The 21,632-nt window shown below is 75.1% G+C and carries 19 protein-coding genes; 10 read left to right on the plus strand and 9 right to left on the minus strand.

Annotated elements, in window-relative coordinates; all coding sequences use genetic code 11:
• Window positions 1-71 precede the first annotated feature (71 nt).
• On the plus strand, window positions 72-2,936 hold the full coding sequence (locus OG896_RS05270; RefSeq protein ID WP_329362845.1) for an AAA family ATPase: 2,865 nt from the start codon (window positions 72-74) through the stop codon (window positions 2,934-2,936).
• 383 nt (window positions 2,937-3,319) lie between these two features.
• The gene (locus tag OG896_RS05275) at window positions 3,320-4,942 is read left to right on the plus strand and encodes a S53 family peptidase (RefSeq protein ID WP_329362847.1); all 1,623 of its coding nucleotides are present in this window, start codon (window positions 3,320-3,322) and stop codon (window positions 4,940-4,942) included.
• Window positions 4,943-5,111: 169 nt separating this feature from the next.
• Here the strand turns inward: OG896_RS05275 and OG896_RS05280 are convergent, their stop codons facing one another.
• The 3 genes from OG896_RS05280 to OG896_RS05290 are packed head-to-tail and all read right to left on the minus strand — an operon-like array spanning window position 5,112 to window position 7,127.
• Entirely contained in the window at window positions 5,112-5,939 is an 828-nt protein-coding gene (locus OG896_RS05280) for an SAM-dependent methyltransferase (protein WP_329362848.1), read from the minus strand.
• Window positions 5,940-5,979: 40 nt separating this feature from the next.
• The gene (locus tag OG896_RS05285) at window positions 5,980-6,264 is read right to left on the minus strand and encodes a DUF397 domain-containing protein (RefSeq protein ID WP_329362849.1); all 285 of its coding nucleotides are present in this window, start codon (window positions 6,262-6,264) and stop codon (window positions 5,980-5,982) included.
• Entirely contained in the window at window positions 6,261-7,127 is an 867-nt protein-coding gene (locus OG896_RS05290) for a helix-turn-helix domain-containing protein (RefSeq protein ID WP_329362850.1), read from the minus strand. Before OG896_RS05290 ends, OG896_RS05285 begins: the two co-directional genes overlap by 4 nt.
• A gap of 306 nt (window positions 7,128-7,433) precedes the next feature.
• On the opposite strand from OG896_RS05290, the gene OG896_RS05295 reads away from it, so the two are divergent.
• Together OG896_RS05295 and OG896_RS05300 are read left to right on the plus strand one after the other, a co-directional pair.
• A complete protein-coding gene (locus tag OG896_RS05295) occupies window positions 7,434-7,844 on the plus strand; it encodes a roadblock/LC7 domain-containing protein (protein ID WP_329362851.1) in 411 nt (136 codons plus the stop codon).
• The gene (locus OG896_RS05300) at window positions 7,841-8,884 is read left to right on the plus strand and encodes a Scr1 family TA system antitoxin-like transcriptional regulator (RefSeq protein ID WP_329362853.1); all 1,044 of its coding nucleotides are present in this window, start codon (window positions 7,841-7,843) and stop codon (window positions 8,882-8,884) included. Before OG896_RS05295 ends, OG896_RS05300 begins: the two co-directional genes overlap by 4 nt.
• Before the next feature lie 144 nt (window positions 8,885-9,028).
• On the opposite strand, the gene OG896_RS05305 is transcribed toward OG896_RS05300, so the two are convergent.
• A complete protein-coding gene (locus tag OG896_RS05305; RefSeq protein WP_329362855.1) occupies window positions 9,029-9,433 on the minus strand; it encodes a hypothetical protein in 405 nt (134 codons plus the stop codon).
• Between the two features lie 96 nt (window positions 9,434-9,529).
• Between OG896_RS05305 and OG896_RS05310 the strand changes: the two genes are divergently transcribed.
• On the plus strand, window positions 9,530-10,567 hold the full coding sequence (locus tag OG896_RS05310) for a helix-turn-helix transcriptional regulator (RefSeq protein ID WP_329362857.1): 1,038 nt from the start codon (window positions 9,530-9,532) through the stop codon (window positions 10,565-10,567).
• Between the two features lie 74 nt (window positions 10,568-10,641).
• Entirely contained in the window at window positions 10,642-11,349 is a 708-nt protein-coding gene (locus tag OG896_RS05315; protein WP_329362859.1) for a hypothetical protein, read from the plus strand.
• A gap of 36 nt (window positions 11,350-11,385) precedes the next feature.
• On the opposite strand, the gene OG896_RS05320 is transcribed toward OG896_RS05315, so the two are convergent.
• Together OG896_RS05320 and OG896_RS05325 are read right to left on the minus strand one after the other, a co-directional pair.
• A complete protein-coding gene (locus OG896_RS05320; RefSeq protein ID WP_329362861.1) occupies window positions 11,386-12,222 on the minus strand; it encodes an alpha/beta fold hydrolase in 837 nt (278 codons plus the stop codon).
• Window positions 12,223-12,431: 209 nt separating this feature from the next.
• Window positions 12,432-13,982 carry an APC family permease gene (locus tag OG896_RS05325; RefSeq protein ID WP_329362863.1) on the minus strand — a complete coding sequence of 517 codons (1,551 nt, stop codon included), beginning with the start codon at window positions 13,980-13,982 and terminating at the stop codon, window positions 12,432-12,434.
• 369 nt (window positions 13,983-14,351) lie between these two features.
• On the opposite strand from OG896_RS05325, the gene OG896_RS05330 reads away from it, so the two are divergent.
• Window positions 14,352-14,900, plus strand: a complete 549-nt coding sequence (locus OG896_RS05330) for a cysteine hydrolase family protein (RefSeq protein ID WP_329362865.1) — start codon at window positions 14,352-14,354, stop codon at window positions 14,898-14,900.
• Window positions 14,901-14,971: 71 nt separating this feature from the next.
• Window positions 14,972-15,475, plus strand: coding sequence for a DinB family protein (locus OG896_RS05335; protein WP_329362866.1), 504 nt, complete (start codon window positions 14,972-14,974; stop codon window positions 15,473-15,475).
• A gap of 83 nt (window positions 15,476-15,558) precedes the next feature.
• Here the strand turns inward: OG896_RS05335 and yczR are convergent, their stop codons facing one another.
• Window positions 15,559-17,049, minus strand: a complete 1,491-nt coding sequence (gene yczR, locus OG896_RS05340) for a MocR-like transcription factor YczR (RefSeq protein WP_329362868.1) — start codon at window positions 17,047-17,049, stop codon at window positions 15,559-15,561.
• Window positions 17,050-17,451: 402 nt separating this feature from the next.
• Here yczR and OG896_RS05345 point away from each other — a divergent pair, with 402 nt between their 5' ends.
• Both OG896_RS05345 and yczE read left to right on the plus strand, forming a co-directional pair.
• Window positions 17,452-18,273 carry a glutamate racemase gene (locus OG896_RS05345; RefSeq protein ID WP_329373724.1) on the plus strand — a complete coding sequence of 274 codons (822 nt, stop codon included), beginning with the start codon at window positions 17,452-17,454 and terminating at the stop codon, window positions 18,271-18,273.
• A complete protein-coding gene (yczE, locus tag OG896_RS05350; protein ID WP_329362869.1) occupies window positions 18,263-19,087 on the plus strand; it encodes a membrane protein YczE in 825 nt (274 codons plus the stop codon). Before OG896_RS05345 ends, yczE begins: the two co-directional genes overlap by 11 nt.
• Here the strand turns inward: yczE and OG896_RS05355 are convergent.
• Together OG896_RS05355 and OG896_RS05360 are read right to left on the minus strand one after the other, a co-directional pair.
• A complete protein-coding gene (locus OG896_RS05355) occupies window positions 19,047-19,961 on the minus strand; it encodes an SURF1 family cytochrome oxidase biogenesis protein (RefSeq protein ID WP_329362870.1) in 915 nt (304 codons plus the stop codon). The genes yczE and OG896_RS05355 overlap by 41 nt on opposite strands.
• Window positions 19,962-20,155: 194 nt before the next feature.
• Complete coding sequence (locus OG896_RS05360) at window positions 20,156-21,532, minus strand: FtsW/RodA/SpoVE family cell cycle protein (RefSeq protein WP_329362872.1); 1,377 nt, start codon at window positions 21,530-21,532, stop codon at window positions 20,156-20,158.
• Between the last annotated feature and the right edge of the window lie 100 nt (window positions 21,533-21,632).

Below are 21,632 nucleotides of genomic sequence, written 5' to 3' on the forward strand. Positions count from 1 at the left end.
TGGACATCAATCGAGACCGTGCCCGAGTGGCCCGTTCCGCGCGGTCCCGGACGAGGAGGTCAGCCCGCACCGTGGCACACGAAGCCGCCGGCGCAGCACCGGCCTACCGGCCGTACGCACCCCTGCCCGCGCCCGCGCGCACGGGCGGCGGCGCCGTGCGGCGCCCGCGCACCGCCCCCACCGGACGCGAGGCGCTGCTGGAGGCGGGGTGGGAACACCTCGCGCGCAGCGGCGGGTTGCTGCTGCACGGCCCGGCCGGGATCGGCAAGTCCGTGGTGCTCGACGCGCTCGCCGCGCGCGCCGCCGACGAGGGCGCCACGGTGCTGTGCTGCTCCCCCACCGCCGCGGACACCCCGCTGCCCTACCTGGGAGTCATCGACCTCTTCGCCCGGGTGCCCGAGGACGTGGTGCGGGCGCTGCCGTCCGGGCCGCGTACCGCGCTGCGCACCGCGCTGCTGCGCGGGCACGGACCGGTCGGGCCGTACGGCGGGCTCGCGGTGCGGCTGGCCGTGCTGGAGGCGCTGCGGCTGCTGGCCGCGCGGGCACCGGTCGTGCTGGTGGTGGACGGCTTGCAGTGGCTGGACGAACCGAGCGCGGAGGTACTGGCGTTCGTCGCGCGCCGGCTGGAGAGCACCGACGTGCGGATGGCCGCGACCGAGCGGGTGGCCGAGGACGGCCGGCCCGCCCGCGCCCGCTGCTGCCCGGCCGGCAGCGCCGAAGTCACCGTGCCCGCACTGGGGGACGACGACATCGCGCTGCTGCTGCTCGCCTCCGGCGTGACCCTGCCGCCGTCCGCGCTGCGCGCGGTGCTGCACGCGGCGGCCGGAAACCCGCTGTACGCGCTGGCGTTGGGCCGGGACGCGCTGCGGGCCGGCACGCCCTCACTCCCCGACGGCCACCAGCCGGTGCCGCCGGAGCTGCGCGCGCTCGTGCTGGACCGGGTCCGCGCGCTGCCCGGGCCGGTCCAGGAGGTGCTGCTGCTGGCCGCGGCCGCCACCCGGCCGACCCTCACCCTGCTGCGGTCGGCGGCCGGCACCGAGCCCACCGCGGCCGCGCTGGACGCCGCGGAGCGGCTCGGGGTGGCGGCCTGCGACGCGTCGGGCGCGGTGCGTTTCAGCCATCCGCTGCTGCCCGTCGCGCTGAGCGCGGACGCCTCGGGACCGGCCCGCCGCCGCGCGCACGCGCTGCTGGCCGCCGCGGTCGGCGAACCCGTCGACGCGGCACGGCACCTGGCGCTGGCGCACCCGCAGGAGGACGAGGCGACCGCCGGTACGGTGATGGCCGCCGCGCACCTGGCCCGGGAGCGCGGTGAGGCCGCCACCGCGGCGGAGCTGGCCGCGCTCGCCGCCGGCCGGACCCCCGCCGACCGCACCGAGCTGCACGACCAGCGCCTGCTGGCCGCCGCCGGGTTCGCCTGCGACGCCGGCCACCGCGAGGAGTCCGAGCGGATCGCGCAGAGCGTGCTGGACTGCTCCACCTCCGCGCCCGGCCGGGTCGCGGCCCGGCTGGTGCTGCTGCGCAACGCCGGGCAGGCGCTGCGCGACAAGGCCGCGCTGATCACGGACGGGCTGCGGGAGGCGGCCGGGGACCAGGCGCTGGAAGCGAAGTTGTACGACTGGGCGGCGCTGCGCGGCCTGCTGTGCGGGGAGTTGGCGCAGGCGGCCGAGCACGCGCTGCGCGCCGCCCGCCGCGCGGCTGCCGTCGGGGACACCGGCACGGAGGTGGACGCGCTGTCCACGCTCGCCCGGGTGCGCTCGCTGGCCGGTGAACCGGCCGCCGCCGAGGCCGCGTTGGACCAGGCGCTGGCCCGGGCCGACCACGGGCCGCGCAGTTGGGGCATCCAGCGGATGCGGGCGATCCTCACCCTCGACTCCGACCGGGTCGGGTCCGCGCGGGCCCAGGTGCTCGCGCTGCTGGGCGCCACCGGCGCGGCGGCCGACGTCGAGCAGGACGTGGCGTCGCTGGTGGCGCTCACCCGGGTCCAGGTGCGGGCCGGCGAGTGCCGGGAGGCGCTGCGGACCGCGGCGCACTGCGCCCGCGTGGTCGCCGACGCCGGTCTGACCTCCGCGCCCGCGCTCTACGCGGCGGCCCTGGCGCGGACGTTCGGCGGTGACACGGACGAGGCGTGCCGGCTCGCGGTGGAGGCGGTGGCCGCCTCGGAGGCCGACGGCGACCAGCTCTTCCTGCTGCGCGCGCTCGCGGCGCTGGGGCAGGCCGCGCTCTTCGCGGGCGACCGGCGGCGCGCGGCCCAGTCCGTCGAGTCGCTGCGCCGCGCGCTGGAGATCGGTGCCGCGATGGGCGCCGCCGACCCGCCGCTGCTGTGCTGGCACGCCGACCTCGCCGAGGCGCTGGTCACCGCGGGCGAGACGGACGCGGCCGCCACGGTGCTCGGCCTGGCCCGCGCCCGGGTCACCGGTCCCGTGCCCGGCAGCGTGCTGGCGGCGCTGGAGCGCACCGAGGGGCTGCGGGAGGCGGCGGCCGGGAGGGCGAAGGAGGGCGCGGTGCTCCTGCGCTCGTCGGCGCAGCGGCTGCGCCCGCTGGAGCTGCCGGTGGAGCTGGTCCGTACGCTCACCGCGCTCGGTGCGGTGGAGCGCCGGGCCCGGCACCGTACGGCGGCGCGGGCCGCGCTCACCGAGGCGCTGGAGCTGGCCGAGCGGACCGGCGCGGCGCCGCTCGCCGCGCGGGCCCGGGACGAACTCGCCCGGGTGGACGCGGTGGTGCGCGGCACGGCGAGCGCGGCGCACCTGACGCCGGCGGAGACGCGGGTCGCCGATCTCGTCCGCGGCGGGGCCACCAACCGGGAGGTGGCCGCGGAGCTGTTCATCAGCGTCAAGACGGTCGAGGGGACGCTGTCGCGGCTGTACCGGAAGTTCGGTGTGCGGTCCAGGACGGAACTGGCCCATGTGATGGCGTCCGCGGGGCTCCGGCCGGCGTAGGGGCCGCGCCACCCGGCACCGCCACCCGCACCCCGGGCCCGCCGCCCGCGCACGTACCCGGACCGCGAGCGCCCGTCACCCGCACCCGCACCCCGGGCCCGCCCCCTGCGCACGTACCCGGACCGCGAGCGCCCGGGCCCGCCGCCCCACCCCCGTATCCCCGGCGAGCCCCCGCCCGCCGCTCGCCGCTCCTCCCCCTGGATCTCTGCCGGACCTCCGCGCACACCATTCCCCCACATACGGCCCACCAACTCCCCACACCTGCCACGGGAAACACATCGTTAACAGTCGTCGCAAGGGTTCCCACGCTTATGTCCGGCCCCAACCGTCCCTAGCGTGGTGGTCGTCCCGATCCGGGCACCATCCCCTCATGGAGGACCTTCGTGACGCTCCGTCTGAAACTGCTGGTCGCCGCCGCGACTCCAGCGTTGCTGGCCGCGGCCATCCCCGCCGCGTACGCCTCCGCCCCCCACGCGGACTCGGCCCGTACCTCCCTGTCCGGCGACGTCGTGCCGGGCCTCACCTCGCACGCCGTCCGCACCGGTGACGTCGCGGCCGGAAAGCAGATATCCGTCGCGGTGAGCCTCACGGCCCGGAACGAGGGCGCGCTGGACACCTTCATCGCCAACGTCAGCGACCCCCACTCCTCCTCCTACGGCCACTACCTGACGAAGGCGCAGTACGCCGCCGAGTTCGGCCGCAGCGACGCCGACGTCAAGAAGGTCACCGACTACCTGCGCTCCCAGGGGCTCAAGGTCGGCAAGGTGCACTCCGGCAACCAGCTGATCGACGCCACCGGCACCGCCACGCAGCTGAAGAAGGCGTTCGGCACCACGCTGGCGAACTACAAGGACGGCGCCACCGGCCGCACCTTCTACGCCAACACCGCCGCGCCGTCGGTGCCCTCCTCGATCGCCTCGATCGTCGGCAGCGTCTCCGGCCTCAACAACCGTTCGCTGCTGCACCACACGGACGCGAAGGTCACCCCGCACAACGGCCCGGGCGGCGGCTACACCCCGGCGCAGATCAAGGGCGGCTACAACGTCTCCGGCGCCACCGGCAGCGGCCAGAAGGTCGCGCTGCTGGAGTTCGACGGCTTCCAGCAGTCCAACATCACCAAGTACGACAGCAACTACGGCCTCAGCTCCACCGCGCCCACCGTCAGCAAGGTGGACGGCGGCTCCGGCTCGCTCGGCGACGGGCAGGTCGAGGTCGAGCTGGACATCGAGGTGCTGAACGCGGTCGCGCCGGCCGCGCAGATCACGGTCTTCGAGGGCCCCAACTCCGACGCGGGCGAGGTCGACACCTACCAGGCGATCGTGGACAGCGGCATCCCCGTCACCTCGATCAGCTGGGGCGCCGCCGAGTCGGAGCGCACCAGCGCCAACATCACCGCCGTGGACGCCGTCTTCAAGCAGGGTGCGGCCGAGGGCCTGGGCTTCTTCGCGGCCTCCGGTGACGACGGCTCCGACGACGCCGGCAACGGCGGCAAGTCGGTCGACTACCCGGCGAGCGACCCGTACGTCACGGGCGTCGGCGGCACCACGCTGACGGTCACCTCCGGGAACGCCTGGAGCAAGGAGACCGCCTGGTCCGGCGGCGGCGGTGGCGTGTCCACCAAGTTCGCCATCCCGAGCTGGCAGACCTCGGTCCAGCAGAGCGCGGGCGGCGGCAAGCGCCAGGTGCCGGACGTCTCGGCGCTGGCCAACCCGAGCCCGGGTGTGTCCATCTACTCGCAGGGCAGTTGGGGCCAGGTCGGCGGCACCAGCGCCGCGGCGCCCGAGTGGGCCGCCTTCGCCGCCCTCTACAACCAGCAGGCCACCGCGGCCGGCAAGGCCAAGCTCGGCTTCGCCAACCCGGCGCTGTACACGGCGGCCGGCACCGGCTTCCACGACATCACCAGTGGCAACAACGGCGCCTACTCGGCCGCCAAGGGCTGGGACTTCGTGACGGGTTGGGGCTCGTACAACGCCGCCACCCTCTCGTCCACGCTGCTCGGCCAGTGAGGTGACGGCCTTCGGGCCGTGAGCACGACCCGGCCCGGACGGGGAGTCCCCGTCCGGGCCGCGGGCTGTCCGGACGTACGGCTCACCGCTGCCGGTTCAGCGTTGCCGGTTCAGCACTGACGGTTCAGCGCTGCCGGCTTGCCGCCTCGCGGTTCACGGCTTGCCCGCCCTACGGCTTGCGGCCGATGGCCGCGTAGACCGGGGTGCGGTCGCCGCCTTCGGGTTCGGGCCAGGGCATCGGCACCGCGAGCTCCGGGTGCCATCGGGGCGCGACGACCAGCCCGGGCTCGACGAGTTCGAAGCCGTCGAAGAACCGCGCCACCTCCGCGTGCGAGCGGACCTGCGCCGGGGTGCCGCCGGCCCGGTAGACCTTCGCCACCCCTTCGCCGGCCTCCGCGTCGAAGTCGCCGGTGACCTGGCTGATGGCGAGGTAACTGCCGGGCACCAGCTGGTCGGTGAGCGTCTTCACGATGCCGTGCGGGTCGAACTCGTCGGAGATGAAGTGCAGCAGCGCGACCATCGTCATCGCGACCGGACGGCTCAGGTCGAGGTGGGCCCGGGCCGCCTCCAGGATCTTCTCCGGTTCCCGGACGTCCGCGTGCACGTAGGAGATCCGGCCCTCGGGGTCCTGCTGGGACAGGTTCTCGGTGTAGCGCAGCACCGTCTTGCTGAAGTCCGTGCACAGGATGCGGGCTTCGGGCCGGGCGGCACGGATGACCTGGTGGTAGTTGGGCTCGGTCGGGATGCCGGTGCCCACGTCGATGAACTGGTCGACCTCCGTCGACTCGCCGAAGTAGCGGGCCATCCGCAGCAGCAGCATCCGGTTGATCCGGGCCGCGTCCTTGATGCCCGGGTAGGCGCGCTCGGCCGCGTCCACCCGCTCCCGGTCGATCGCGTAGTTGTCCTTTCCACCGAGGATGTAGTCGTACATACGCGCCGAACTCGGCACGCTCTCGGCGTCGTCCACGGTGGTGCCGCCGGTCGCCGGATCGTTCACTGCTGTCTCCCGGGTGGGTGTCGGTACGGACGGGGGCAGGTCAGGGGAGGTCGGGACGGGCCAGGAAGTCCGCCCGGCCGTCCTTGGCGGCGGCCACGAACATCGCCATCGCCTCCGCGGGGAAGATCAGCGCGGGACCGCCGGGGTCGGTCGACTGCCGGACCGCGACCAGGCCGCCGACGAGCACCTTGACCTCCACGCACGCTTCGCCGTTGGTGCCGCTCCACGGGCGGGACCAGCCCTCGGCGCCGAGTGCGGCGGGGGCGTGCGGAACGTGCGGAACATGCGGAACATGCGGGGCGTACAGCGCGGGCGGCGGGTTCATCGCAGGTACTCCTTGCGCAGGCCGTCCAGAAAGCCCTTGGTGCGTCGCCGCGCCAGCGCGCCGGTCATCAGATGCTCGAACGTCTGCCGGTAGAGCTCGACTTCGGCGCTCTCGTCCCGGTACGCGGTGCCCAGGAGGCTGTCGACGCACGCGATGTCCGGGAAGTCCGGGATCGGGAAGCGGAAGAGCGTGAACGGCCCGAACGCGCCCCGGTGCAGGCCGGCTTCGAACGGATGCAGCTGGAGCGCCACGTTCGGCAGGTCGGCGGTCTCCATCAGCCGCTCGATCTGCTCGGCCATCACCGCGCGGTCGCCGGCCGGCCGCCGGATCGCGGTCTCGTCGATCACCGCCCACAGGAACGGCGGGCTGTCGGCGCGGGTCAGCACGTTCTGCCGCTGGAGCCGCAGCGCGACCCTGCGGCGCACCTCGTCGTCGGAATCCCGGGGGAAGCCGAGCCGGATGACCGCCTCGCAGTAGGCCGGGGTCTGGAGCAGCCCGGGCACCACCTGGGGTTCGTAGCTGCGGATCTGGGAGGCGGCGCTCTCCAGGCTGACGTACACCCCGAACCTGCCCGGCAGCACGTCGCGGTAACTCTGCCACCAGCCCGACTCGTTGGCCTTGTCGACCAGGGTCAGGAAGTCCGCGGCCTCGGGCCCGGTGACGCCGTACAGCTCCAACAGGGCTTTGACGGTGGCGTAGTTGAGCGAGGTCCTGGCGCCTTCGAGCCGGGTGACGGTGGACTGCGCCACGCGGATGCGCTCACCTGCCTGCGCCGCGGACAACCCGGCCGACTCGCGCAGGTCCCGCAGCCGCCGGCCGAGCGAGATCTGCAACACCGTGGGAGCAGCACGCCGTTCACTCACGCCGATGCGCCTTCCTCTTCGCACGTGCGCCGACCGTGGTGGCAGTCTGCCACGCGTTCGGGCATCAGGCACCCTGCATCATGCACATTGCCCCTTGCGTAGTGATCGGATGCCCGCGCATAGTGAAGCCGTGACACCTGCTGTGACGCCCACTCAGCTCGCCTCGCGCGGCGGCTCGTACGACCCGCGCGGCATGCGGCGTCCGCACGACTCGTGTATCGGGACCGGCGTCCGCGGCCGGGGCGGTGCGGCCGCAGGAGGTGCGGCGACGGCGGGGCACGACTCCCCCAGCGATCCGGAGACACCATGATCCCCACCGTCCACCCCGAAGTGCAGAAGACCGTCGAGGAGTACCTCGCACCGGTCGCGGGGGTGCGCGGCGCCCTGGTGGTCGCGGCGGACGGGCTGCCGCTGTGCGGGTACGAACTGGACGACGAACGCGTCGAGCACTGGGCGGCGTTGGGCGCCACCATGATGGGCGTCGCGCGGCGGGCCGCGGAGCGGGCCGAGGGCGGGGGCATCCGGACGCTGGTGGTCGACATGCACGACGGGCGGATCGTGCTCGCCGAGGCGGGCTCGGACAGCGTGCTGGTGGTGATAGCCGCGGCGGACGCGGAACTCGACCCGGCCGGACCCGAACTCGCCGCACTCGCGAAGCAGTTGGTGGGCATTCTCGGTGCGGGTGCGCCGGGCGCCGAGGGGGACGGCCCGTCATGACGGACCCGCGCCCGGCGCGCGTCCCCGGCCCGCGGTCCCTGCGCGCCTTAGCCGAAGGAGGGTGCGACGCGCACGCCCGCCCCGCCGCACCCGACCCGTACGGCCCGCGCGACGCGTACGACCGGTTCGGCCCGCACACCACACGCCCCCGGCCCGAGCCGTCGCCCCTGCCGCCCGGCCGCCCCGCTCCCGCCCAACCCCCGGTCGGCGCGGTCGTGTTCGGGCTGGCCCTCCAGTCGCTGCGCCGCGGCTCCGCGTCCGGCGCGAACCCGGTACGCGGCCGGGCCGACGCGGCCCGGTCCATCGGCGCAGGCACCCGGGCGATCACCCGCCTGGAAGGCGCGCTCGGCGGCCACGGCATCGGCCCGGACGCCCGCCACGCGCTGCTCGCGCGCTACGGCATGACCGACCCCGAAACCCGCGACGCGACCGCGCGGCTCCTCCACGCGCCCGACCCGGCGGCGCTGCACGACAGCGGCGCCGGCTGGCCGCAGCGGCTCGCGGCCTGCGTCGGCCGGGCCGGCCGGGTCCGCACCTACGCCCTGACGGTCTTCCCGCGCGTGCTGTGGACGGCCGGCTACGCCCACGCGCTGTGCACCGCCCACCGGATGCCGCCCGGCCGGTTCACGCCACCGGCCCGGGTGCCCGAGGGGGTGCCGATCACCGCGCTCCTGGACGAGATGGTCCTGTGCCACCTGTGGAACGTCGACCTCGACCCGGCCGTGACCGCCGCCCAACTCGACCACGTGCTCGGCCTCGTGGCCGGCGGCGCCCTCACCGTCCGGGTGATCGGGATGCACGCCCAGCCCACCGGCGCCGCCATGATCACCGAACTCGCCCGCGCCGGCGGCCGCCACCACCTCTTCGCCGAGGAGTACGACGACTTCTCCGGCGTCCACTACCGCACCGCACCCTCCCCCGGCCCCTACCCCGGCCTCCTCGACACCGCGGAGAGCCGCGCCATGTCCCCCACCGACAGCCTCGCCGTCCTCAAGGCCGCCCGCCGCCACGCCACCTGCTCGCCCAGCGGCGGCCGTTGACCCCCGCCGCGTCTCCGGCCACCGGTGCCGGGTGGCCCGCCGGCCCGCCGCGGTCCGCCGTGGCCCGCCGCGGTCCGCGAACCCGCTCAGGACCGGCGCGAGCGTCGCCGTACACGTCCGCCGGACATCGTCGCGGGGCAACGCTCAGAGCAGCGGCTTGCGTTCGGGCCACCACCGCTCGACAGCCTCGACGGTGGTGAACGGGCTCACGTTGAAACAGAGCTTCGCACCGGGTGCCAGCTCGTGGGTGGTGTTGACCAGCACCTCCAGCAGCGGGGTGAGCGCCGGGTCCAGCCGGACACCGGCGCCGATCATCACGAGGTCGTAGTCCTTCGCGGCCAGCGCGGCGCGGTACACCGCCTCGGCCGTGCGACCGTAGTCCAGCAGGCAGAGGTCGACGGTGAAGCCGAGCTCCTCCAGCCGGGCCCGGCCGGCGGCCACACCGGCCCGGACCGTTTCGGCGTCGATCTCGGGGAACGCCGCCCGTGACGAGGGCGCGTCGTCCACCAGCGCGGGGTCCAGTCCGACGGTGAGCATGGTCGGGGACATGCCTCGATACCTCCTGTGCCTCGGGATTTCCGGCTCAAGGGTAGGCAGCGGGGGCGCCGCACGGCCCTCCCCCACTTCTGGGATACCGTTCGGCCGGTGAGTTCCCCGGTGGCCCGGCGCGAGGCCGTGCGTGACATCGAGGCGATCTGCCGTCTCGACCTCGGCTCCCGGGAGCTGCGACGCCGGATCGCCGACCGGCTGACGCGGCTCGTCCCGGCCGACTCCTACTGTTTCGGCACGATCGACCCGACGACGATGCTGATCACCGACGACGTGAGCGTCGGCCTCACGTCGGCCGCGGCCGCGGCGGCCGTGCGCAACGAGTACCTGGTGGACGACGTCCTGAAGTTCTCGGTGCTCGCCCGCTCCAAGGTGCCCGCGGGCACGCTCGGCGCGGCCACCGGCGGCGACCCGGAGTCCAGCCACCGGTACCGGTCCGTGCTGCCGATGATCGACGCGCGGCACGAGCTGCGGGCGAGCTTCGTGAGCGACCGCCGGTGCTGGGGCGCCATCGCCCTGTTCCGCGGCGGTGGGCGGCCCGACTTCACCCCGGCCGACGTCGACGTGCTGCGGCGGCTGTCCGCTCCGGTGGCCACGGCCCTGCGCCGGACCGTTCACCGGGCACCGGGCGGCGACCCCGCTCCGGGCCCGGCCGAGGCGGGCGTGTTCCTGCTCGACCAGGACCTGCGGCTGCTCTCGGAGAATCCGGCCGCGAAACTCTGGCGCGACGAGCTGGTCTCGTCGGGCACTGAGCTGCCCGTCGCGGTCCTGGAGGTCGCCGCGCTGGGGAAGCGCACGACGCTGCCGGCGCACGGGCGGCTCCGCGGTGGTTCGGGCCGGTGGCTGTCGGTCCACGCCTCGCCGCTGAGCGGCGGCCCGCACCCGGCGGCCCTCGCCGTCACGATGCACCCGGCACCGGCCGCCGACGTGGCCGAGGTGCTGCTGCTCGCGTACGGGCTCACCCCGCGCGAGCGGGACGTCCTGGCGCGGGTCGTCGCCGGCCTGCCGTCCCGGGCCATCGCCGCGGAACTGCACATCACCGCGGCCACCGTGCAGGACCACCTGAAGAGCGTCTTCGCGAAGACCGGTGTCCGCAGCCGCCGCGAACTGGTGGCCACGATCCTGGACTTGTGAGCGAGCGCTTCCCTCACCTGTCCACTGTCCACAAGCGCTGACGGTTCCGCCCGGCCGAGCGGCATCATGTCGCGATGACCCTCGCGACGCGCGCGACCGCCGCGCACCCGTCCGGTGCCACGCCCGGCGCCACGCCCGGCGCCGACCCGGCCGCGTACGCGCGCGAGTTGCTGGTGGAACGGCTCAACCGCGCGCTGCGCCGTCCCGCGGACCTCGGTGGCCTGCCCGCCGTACGTTCCCTGCTCGACCGGCTCGCCGCGGACGCCGGGGACGCCGGAGACGCCGCGGACGCCGGGGCCGCGGCCGGCACCGTGTGGCTGGCCGACACGAACGCGCGGCTGAGCGACGCGGCCCTGCTGCGCCACTGCCTGACGGACCCCGAGGTGCACGTGGCCGCCGCGCAGTACGCCGAGGACGCGCACCGCCTCGGCTGGCTGCGGCCGGACCGTACGCTGCCGGCCGCCGGGCACGCCGCGCTGGTCGAGGGCGTCCTGGAGTGGGCGCGGGCCGACCGGGACGGGGCGGACGTGGTCGCGGCGTACGGGCCGCCCTCGGTGACCTTCGGGGACCCGGACCCGCGGCGGCCGAAGACCCTCGGCTACGTCGGCGCGGACGGGCGCGGCCCGCTCGTCTCCTTCCACCTCGGGCACGCGCCCGGCCGCTCGGGCCCGGTGCTGCTCGCGGCCAGGATCGGCGAGCCGGGCGATTCCTTCTTCCGCTCGGACGGCGGCAGCGAGTTCACCCCGAGCGGGGACGCGCTGCTGGACGCCGAGGGGCAGTGAGGACGGCCGTGCGCGGGGTGGGGGCGGGGGTGCGGGTCAGGTCGGGGTCCACTCGCGGAGGGTGCGGGCCAGGGCGGCGGGCTGGTCGAGCGGGAGGAGGGTGTAGCTGTCCGGGATGGTCACGAGGGTGGCGTGGGGCAGGAGTTCGGCCAGGCGGCGGCCGTGCTCCGGCGGCATGACCTTGTCCTGCTCGGCCCAGACCACCAGGGCGGGCCGGTCGTAGCCGGCCAGTTCGGCCGCGGCCTCGGTGAGCGCGCCGCGGTGCGCGGAGATGCCGCGCAGTATCCGTACGGTGTCGCGCCGGATGGCGGGCCGGGCGAGCAGCGACTTGATCCAGCGGGCGGTGGCGGCGTCACCGCGCTTGGTCAGCCGGCCGAACGAGACCGGCAGCCGGCGCAGCGGCTTGATCCGCATCTGCTGCATGAACAGGCCGAAGAGGGCGGGCGGGAGCTTGCCGGTGGCGACGACGGTCCGGCCGGTGAGGCCGGGCGGGAAGTTGTCGAACGCGTCGCAGGAGGCGAGCACCACCCGGCCCACCTGCGGCGCGCCCGCGGCGAGCAGGAGCTGGACCAGCGCGCCGCCGGTGTCGTTGCCGACGAGGGTGACGTCGTCGAGTTCCAGCCGTTCCAGGAACTCGCCGAGCAGCCGCGCGAGGCCCCGCGGCGACAGGTCGGCGTCCTCCCGCATCGGCAGCGTGTGCGCGCCCAGCGGCAGCGTCGGCACCACGCAGCGGTGGTCCGCCCGCAGGTCGGCCACGACGTCGTCCCAGAGCGAACCGTCCATCAGCAGCCCGTGCACCAGCACCACGACAGGGCCGTCCCCGCCGGTGTCCTCGTACGCGACGGGTCCGGCCGAAAGGTCGAGCTGTTCCATGGTCGGCCGCCACGTAGGGCTCCGGGTGGACCGCGACGGGTTCGGCCTGGGGCGGTGCCGGGCGTTGCGGCGGCGACACGGCCTGCCGGGGCCCGGGCCGTGCTCGTGGCGTGCCCGCCGGTACGGCGCGCGGCGGTCCGATGCGTCCGGTGCGCGGCGGCGTCCGGGTCCGGTCGGGCTCTGGCCTCCCAACGTCCGTCCTCCGTCACTCAGTTGGTGGTCCGGCGGGACGGCCCGCGGCGCCGCTGCGCCGGCAGGGCGGCGGCGCCCCTGCCACCCGGGAGCGCCCGCAGCGCCGCGAGTCCCGCGAGGCTCGCGTACCGGCCCGGGCGGGCCGCGCGCAGCCACAGGGCGTAGCCGCTGCCGCCCGCGCCCGCCACGACCAGCAGCCAGGGCAAGGACGTCACGAGCGGGTTCGACGTACCGGTCAGGACGCGGAAGTTGCATACGACCAGCACCGTGGCGGCGAGCAGCCCGGCGGCGCCCAGCGCGGGGGCGAGCCCGGTGCGCCACCAGTGGCCGGGCCGGCGCCGGTAGTAGCCGAGCACCGCGATCGAGGCGAGGGCCTGGAGCGCGATGACCCCGAGGGTGCCCAGGCCGAGCAGGGTGGTGGACATGTTCAGGTACGGGTCGAGGCCGGCCACGGCGAACACCGTCGACACGACGGCGGCCAGCGCGGTCTGCACGGCGCTCGCCCGGTGCGGGGCGTGGTGCCGCGGGTGCACCGCGTCGAGCCGGCCGGGCAGCAGCCGGTCCCGCCCGAGCACCAGCAGGTAGCGGTTGGCGGCGTTGTGCAGGGCCAGCCAGCTCGCGAACAGGCTGGTGCAGAGCAGGAGTTGCATGGCAGTGGAGGCGGCGCCACCCAGGTAGCGGTCGCCGAGGACGAAGAAGAGGTCGCCGAGGTGCGCGGCGGCAGTGGTACGGACCCGGTCCGGCCCGACCGCGCCCACCGCGACCCAGCTGGTGAGCGCGTAGAACGAGGTGACCAGCAGCACCGCGACGAGCGTCGCGCGCGGCACGCTCCGGCCCGGGTCGCGCGCCTCCTCGCCGTAGAGCGCGGCGGACTCGAAGCCGATGAACGACGCGAAGGCGAACATCACGGAGACCCCGGCGCCCGGGACCAGGACCTGGTGCGGGGCGAACGACACGGCGGGCAGAGCCGCCGGGCCGTGCTCGACCAGCACCGCGACGTCCAGCGCGAGCAGGATCGCGATCTCCCCGACCATGCACGCCGCCAGCGCGCGGGCGCTCAACTCGACGTGGCGGTAGCCGAGTACGCCGACCGCCGTGAGCCCCAGTGCGGCCCACACCTCCCACGCGAGGTGCAACCCGTGGGCGGCGGCGACGCCTTGGGCGAAGTACCCGAACGCGCCCAGCAGCGACACCGCGACCGCGTTGTACGCCACGACCGCGACCATCCCGGCGCCGACCGCCACCGGCCGGCCCAGGCCGCGCGCGATGTACCCGTAGAAGCCGCCGCCTTGGCCGATGTGGCGGCTGATCGCGGCGTACCCGCAGGAGAAGCAGAGCAGGGTCAGCCCGGCGAGGAGCAGGAGCGCCGGGACCCCGGGGCCGGCGCCCAGCGCGAAGGAGAGCGGCACCGTGAAGACCATCGCGGCCAGCGGGGCCGCTGCGGCGACGACGATGAAGACGATCTTCGGGGTGGTGAGGGTGCGGGTCAACCGCCCCTGGCGCGCGGCGAGTCGGCCGGGAAGGTCAGCGGCGGCGGATACGGCGTCGGGTGGCGGCAACGGCGACATACCCGGATCTTCCCGGCCCGCCCCACCGCCCGCCGCTCCTTCGCCCCGCCGTCCCACGACGGAGTGACCCCCGACCACCCCAACGCCACACCACCCGGGGCAACTCCGCGTACGCACGGTGCCGTTCGGCCCCGCGCGGCGGCCCGCTCGGCGGCCCGCTCGGTGACCCCTTCAGTGGCCCGCCACGGCGACCAGCACGGCAGAGGCCGTGAACAGGCACCCCCAGACGATCGGGAACCGCGGCACGACCCCGGCCCGGACCCGCCGCCCGAACCGCGGCTCGTGCCATACGGTCCCCCGGCTCGGCCCGCCCGTCGCCCGACCGTAAACCCAAGGCGGGATTCCGGAGGAGGCCGCTACCGTGAGCCCATGCCACACGCTTCCGCGCTCCTCGTCATCGACATGCAGAACGATCCGATGGAGATCGCCTATCGGGCCGCGGAGACCGTCGCCGTGATCGCCGGGCTGCGCGAGCGCGCCGGGGTCGCCGGGGTTCCGGTCGTGACGATCCAGGACCAGGGCGGCGGGATGACGGCCGGGACGGAGGGCTGGCGGGTGGTGGCCCGACTGGCTCCGGGCGAGGGCGAGTCGGTGGTGCACAAGACGAGCCCGGACAGCTTTCTCGGCACCGATCTCGACAGGGTGCTGAAGGAGCGGGGCGTCACCGAGGTGGTCGTCACCGGGTTCGCCACCGAGATCTGCGTGGACACCACGGCGCGGCAGGCGCTCAGCCACGGCTACGACCTGGTGGTGGTCGCCGACGGGCACACGACGTCGGTACGGCCCGACGGCGGCGCGTTCGCCTCGCCGGCGCGGTCGATCGCGCACCACAACGAGATCTTCCGGCACCTCGGGTTCCCCGGACGGAGCATCCGGGTGCTGCCCGCGTCCGAAGTGGACTTCGCCCCGCCCCGATAGGCCGCCCTGCTGCCTGCGCGGGGCGGCGGGCACCGGCACGGGTTGTCGGTGGCTGCTGGCAGCATCGGCGCATGAGTATCGAGACGGTGGAGAAGGAAGACGGCGAGAAGACGTCGTTGCTGGGGTTCCTCGCGGCGCAGCGCGCCTGCGTGCTCGCGGTGGTCGACGGCCTCGACGCCGAGGCCCTGACCGCATCGCTGCTGCCCTCCGGGTGGACCCCGCTCGGGCTCGTGGAGCACCTGGGGTACGCGGAGCGGCACTGGTTCCAGGAGGTCGCCACCGGCGCGGCCGAGCCGCTGGACTGGCCCGACGACCCCGCTCCGTTGACGACACCCCGGCCGCCGGACGTGGTCTTCGCCTTCTACCGTGAGCAGTGCCGGCGCTCCGACGCCGTCCTCGCCGCCGCCCCGCTCTCGACGCCGCCGCGGGGCCGGCACCCCGGCGCTCAGGAGGACGAGGTCACCGACCTGCGCTGGATCGTCCTGCACATGATCGAGGAGACCGCGCGCCACGCCGGCCATCTCGACGTCGTGCGCGAGCTGCTCGACGGGCGGACAGGGCTCGGGCCCCGGTAGCCGCCACGCCCGGGCGCCGGACGGAAGGCGCGAGCGGCACGCGGCAAGGGGCAACGGGCAAGCGGCAAGGGGCAAGCGGCGGGTCAGGCGACCCAGTGCGGGCGGCGGGTCGCGGCGGAGGGCGGGAGCCCGTCGGCGAGCGCGGTCGCCATCCGCTGCACCGCTTCCCGCAGGGTGTCGGGCTCCGCGGTGTAGGGAATCCGCAGCCGCTGCTCGAAGATGCCGGGGTCGGTGGCGAAGTACGCGCCGCCCTCGATCCGTACGCCGTAGTCGAGGACGCGTTCGGCCAGGGCGGAGGCGACGGGTTCGCCGAGGTCGACCCACAACGACAGCCCGCCGGGCGGCAGTTGCCAGGTCCACCGCGGCAGGTGTTCGGCCAGGGCGGCGGTGAGGGCGGCGCGCTGCCCGCGCAGCCGGGTCAGCCGGTCCGGCGGCGGTCCGCCGTCCGCGCCGGACAGCAGGTCGAGCGCGAGGAGCTGGTCGAGCACCGAGCCACCCATGTCGGAGGCGACGCGCTGCGCGGCGAGTTCGGTGACCAGCCGCGAGGGCGCGCGCAGCCAGCCGACCCGCAGCCCGGCCCAGTGCGTCTTGCTCATCGACCCGACGGTGATGACCTGCCCGGTGCCGCCGGGCGGCGCGTGCGAGGCGAACGGCGCGGGCGCGGGGACGTCCAGGGCGAGTTCGGTGAGCGTCTCGTCGACGACCAGCCAGGTGCCGGCGTGCTGGGCGGCGCGCAGGATACGGGCCCGCTCGCCGTCGGGCATGAGGCATCCGGTCGGGTTGTGGAAGTCGGGGATCAGGTAGGCCAGTTGGGGCACCGCCTGGCGCAGCGTGGACTCCACGATGCCGGCGTCCCAGCCGGTGTCGGCCACCGGCACGGGGACGGTGCGCAGCCGGGCGCGGCGCATCGCCTCCAGGGCGTTGGGGTAGGAGGGGTTCTCGACCGCGATCCGGTCGCCGGGCGCGGACAGCAGGCCGAGCACCAGGGTGAGGGCGTGCTGGGCGCCGGAGGTCACCAGGATCTGGTCCGGCACGGTCGCCAGTCCCCGCCGGGTGAAGCGTTCGGCGACGGCGACGCGCAACTCCGGCAGGCCGTAGGGATGGTAGCCGGGGGTACGGGCGTGCTCGGCCACCCGCGGGGCGACCCGGGCGAGTGCGTCCGCGAGGGTCCGCTCGGGCAGCCCGAGGGAGGCCCTGGCCAGGTCGATCGCGGTGTCGGGGAGCCCGAGCGCGCGGGTGACGCCGCGGGGGGTGCGGCCCTCGGGCAGCGCGGTCCAGGTGCCCGCGCCCTGCCGGCTGTGCGCGTGGCCGCTCGCGCGCAGCAGGTCGTACACGGCGGTGACGGTGGCGCGGCTGGTGCCGAGGGCGGCGGCCAGTTCGCGTTCGGCCGGGAGCCTGACGTGCAGGGCGATCCGCCCGTCGAGGATCAACGTGCCGATGGCGCGGGCGAGGTGGCGGTAGGCGGGCCGGGCGCCGGACGGGTCGGGCAGCATCGCGGCGAGTTGCCGGCTGCCCAGGGTCCGGCCGCCGTGCGGCGCGCCCTCCACGGGTCGGGACGGCTGCGGGCCGGCCATACCATTTCCTCCCGATTGGCCATGTGATCCAGGCCAATCACTGTACAGAATCGCCTGCGGTGGCCTCGCCGGCGGACCGGGCGGGGCCCGTGAGGTCCGGCGCTCCCCCGCGGCCACCGTCCAGCGAGGGCGAGGCCGTCTCGTGGCGGGCCCACGCGGACCGACCCGATCCCGCTCGACCCGACCGGACCCCCAGGAGGCGACCGCATGCAGGACCCCGACGACCTCGGCACGGCACAGGACGCCGTCCCCGGCACCGCGAAGGTGACGGTGACGTCGACCGCGACGGCGACCACGACGGCAACCGCGACCAACGGACCCCCGCCCGAAGGGCATACGGCCGCCCGCCGCACCCCGGCGCCCGCGGACCGCGCCGACCACGCCGACCCCGCCGACCGCCCGGTGCGGATCGCCCTCATGGACGCCGGGATCGGGCTGCTCGCCGCCGCGGCCGCCATGCGCCGGCTTCGTCCCGACGCCGACCTCGTGCTGGCCTCGGACCCCGACGGCATGCCGTGGGGGCCGCGTACCCCCGCCGACCTCGCGGAGCGCGCGCTGGCCGTCGCCGGGGCCGCGGCCGCGTACGGCCCGGACGCGCTGATCGTGGCCTGCAACACCGCCACCGTGCACGCCCTGCCCGCGCTGCGCGCCCGGTTCGAGCCCCGGCTGCCGGTGATCGGCACCGTCCCCGCGGTCAAGCCGGCCGCCGCGGGCGGCGGGCCGGTCGCGGTGTGGGCCACCCCCGCGACCACCGGCAGCCGCTACCAGCGCGCGCTGATCGACGAGTTCGCGGCCGGGGTGCGCGTCACCGAAGTGCCGTGCGCCGGGCTGTCCGACGCGGTGGAACGGGCGGACGGGGAAGCCGTCGAGCGGGCGATCGCCGCTGCCGCCGCGCGCACCCCGACCAATGTAAGGGCTGTCGTCCTGGGGTGCACCCATTACGAACTGGTCGCCGAACAGGTTGGTGCGGCCCTACGGCACCCCGGCCGGCCGCCCGTCGTCCTGTACGGCACCGCGGACGCGGTCGCCGCCCAGGCGATGCGCAGGATCGGCGCCCGCCCCGCACCCGGCTCCCCCGCCGCCGGCACCCTGCGCGTCGTCCACAGCGGCCGCCCTGCCGCCCTCCCCGCCGCCGCGCTCACCTACCCCGAGGGCCGCCTGCTGCACGCGGCTCCCGGCGGCCCCGCGCCCGTACCCGACCGGCGGTCCGCTCGTGCACGGTGACGTCCCGGGCCCCGGCGTCGGCACCCCGCGCCACCCCGCCCCACCGACCCCCGTACCCGCGACCACACCGGCACCGGCACCGGTACCGGCACCCGCGCCCCGGACCCGCGCCCCGCTGCCGCCGCTCGGCTACCTCCCCCTCCGCCTGGCCCCCCGCCGCCGCCTGCCCCAACTGCTGGTCGGCCTGGCCCTGTACGGGTTCGGGCTGTCCGCCATGGTCCGGGCCTCGCTCGGCGTCAATCCGTGGAGCGTGCTCTACGAGGGGGTGCAGCGGCACACCTCGCTGAGCTTCGGCACGGTCAACGGGCTGGTCGGGGCGTTCGTGCTGCTGCTGTGGATTCCGCTGCGGCAGCGGCCGACGTTCGGCACGGTCGCGAACATCGTGGTCCTGTCGTTCTCCTCCGACCTCGGCCTCGCGCTCCTGCCCCCGCACCCCGGGCTGCCGGCCCGGGTCGGCCTGCTGCTCGGGGGCGTGCTGCTCAACGGGCTCTCCGTCGCGATCTACGTCGGCGCACGGCTCGGGCCGGGCCCGCGGGACGGGCTGATGACCGGCACCTCGGCCGCCACCAGCCGCTCGATCCGCTTCGTCCGCACCCTGATGGAGGTCACCGTCCTCGCCGTGGGCGTGCTGCTCGGCGGGAGCGTCGGGCCGGGCACCGTGCTGTACGCGGTGGCGATCGGCCCGACCGCCCAGTCGCTGCTGCCGCGCTTCGCCTACCGGACGGCTGCGGACCGCCGCCGCGACGACGAGAAGGACGCGCGGGCCGCGCCGGTCAGCTCCGGGTGGCGGCTTCGGACCCCGCGTCGGCCGTGACGTCCGCCTCGGCCTTGACGTCCGCGCCGGCCGTGCCCTCGGGCTCGGGCCCGCGCGGCGCGGGGGGCGCCGCCGCGGCCGGGGCGGCGGCCTTCTTGCGCCGCTCCTTCAGCTCCTGGCGCAGCAGAATCCACCAGCCGACCGGCACCATGAGGGCGAACAGCCACCACTGGATCGCGTAGGGCAGGTGGACGCCCTGGCCGACGACCGCCATGTCGGTGCCCGAGCTGTCGCTGCCCGGCGCGCCGATCTGCTCGGCGGACTGGCCCTTGGTGAGCGGCGGGCTGGTCTTCACGAGTTCCAGGTAGCCGCTGAGCACCGACTTGGACAGCTTCTTCGTCTGCTCGGTGCTGTTGATCAGCATGAACTGGCGGGGCGGCAGACCACCGACGTTCCGAATACCACTGATACGGGTGGTTTCGTCCAGTTGGAGCCGCCCGGTGAGGGTGACCGTCCCGGTGGGCGTCCTCGGCACCGCGGGGAACGCCGCGGTGTCGTCGGCGGGCGCGACCCAGCCCCGGTTGACCAGCACCGCGTCACCGTTGGAGATGATCAGCGGGGTGATCAGGAAGAAGCCCTGGTCGCCGTCGGCGTTGGTGCGGCGCCGGACCACGAACTGGTGCGCGGGGTCGTACTGCCCGGTGGCGGTCACCGGCCGGTAGCGCTCGCTGCCGGGCAGGTTCGCGCCCGGACGGGACAGCGTCTGGATCGGGACCGGCTTGGCGTGCTGGGCCAGCGAGATCTTGTGGTTGCTGCGCTTGGTCTGCTCGTAGCGGTGGTACTGCCACAGGCCCAACCGGCCCATGACCAGTATCAGGGCCACGAACAGGATGGTCAGCAGAATCCAGCGGCGGGTGAACACGACGCGAAGCACGAAATGACGTTACCTCCCGCCCCGCGACCACCCGCACACCGGGTGTGCCCTGCGCGGTGCCCGGGCGGGCGAGCCGAGGCCGCGGGGGTCGGGGCCGCGGCGGTCGGGGCCGCGGGGGTCGGGGCCGCGGGGGTCGGCGACCGGGACGGCGCCGCAGCGGTCGGGGACGGGGGACGGGAAACGAGGAACGGGGGTCACCACTCCGCGTCGTCCACGGCCACCTCCGGGCGGCGCGCGGTGTCGCTGATCCGGATCAGGATGCCGACCAGCGCCCAGTTCGCGGTCACGGACGACCCGCCGTACGCGACGAACGGCAGCGTCATGCCGGTCAGCGGGATGAGGCCCATGACGCCGCCCGCCACGACGAAGACCTGGAGCGCGAACGCGGCCGACAGCCCGCCGGCGAGCAGCTTGCCGAACGGGTCGCGGGTGGCGAGCGCGGTCCGCATGCCGCGCTCGACGATCAGCGCGTAGAGCAGCAGCAGCGCCACCACGCCGGCCAGGCCCAGTTCCTCGCCCACGGTGGCCAGGATGAAGTCGGAGTTCGCGGCGAAGCCGATCAGGTCGGAGTTGCCCTGCCCCAGGCCGGTGCCGATCAGGCCGCCCGAGCCGAACGCCCACAGCGCCTGCATGGACTGCTCGGAGTGGCCGGCCAGGCCCTGCCGGCTCTTCAGGTACTCGCCCATGGGGTGCAGCCACGCCTGCACCCGCTGCTGGACGTGCGGCTCGAAGGAGTCGACGCCCACCGCGCCGCCCGCCGCCATCAGCAGGCCGAAGACGATCCAGCTGGTGCGCTCGGTGGCGATGTAGAGCATCACCACGAACATGCCGAAGAACAGCAGCGAGGTGCCCAGGTCCGTCTCGAAGACCAGGATCAGGATCGACACCGCCCACACCGCGAGGATCGGCCCCAGGTCCCGGCCGCGCGGCAGCGCAAGTCCGGCGAAGCGGCGGCCCGCCAGCGCCAGCGCGTCCCGTTTCAGCACCAGGTAGCCGGCGAAGAAGACCGCGATCACGATCTTCGCGAACTCCGCGGGCTGGAAGCTGAACCCGGCCACCGCGACCCAGATCCGCGCCCCGTACACGTCGACCCCGAGCCCGGGCACCAGCGGCAGGAGCAGCAGCGCCAGCGCGCCGGCCATCGAGATGTACGTGTACCGCTGGAGCTTGCGGTGGTCTCTCAGGACCACCAGCACCGTGCCGAACAGCGCCAGCCCCATCGCGGAGTAGAGCAGTTGACGGGGCGTGTCCGCCACGAAACCGGGGTCGGCCCGCAGCCGCTTCGACTGGTCGAGCCGCCAGATGATCACCAGGCCGAGGCCGTTGAGCAGCGTCGCGATCGGCAGCAGCAACGGGTCCGCGTACCGGGCGAACCTGCGCACCACCAGATGCCCGAGGCCCGCCAGCAGTCCGAGGCCGAGACCGTAGCTCAGCAGCCCGGAGGGCACCTCGCCGTGCAGGGCCAGTCCGGTGTCGACGTAGGCGAAGAGCGGGATCGCGACGGCGAGGAGCAGCAGCGCCAGCTCGGTGTTGCGGCGATCGGGCACGCCCGAGGCGTAGTTCGTCACCATGTGTCCCCCGCGGTCTTCCGTCCCCCGGGCGCCGCCCGCGCGCGACCCGCGCCCGGCGTCCCGCCGCCCCTCCATGATCACGGACTCCGCGGGGCCGCAC

Origin of the sequence: Streptomyces sp. NBC_00669 (genome assembly GCF_036226785.1) — a bacterium.
Classification (GTDB): domain Bacteria; phylum Actinomycetota; class Actinomycetes; order Streptomycetales; family Streptomycetaceae; genus Actinacidiphila.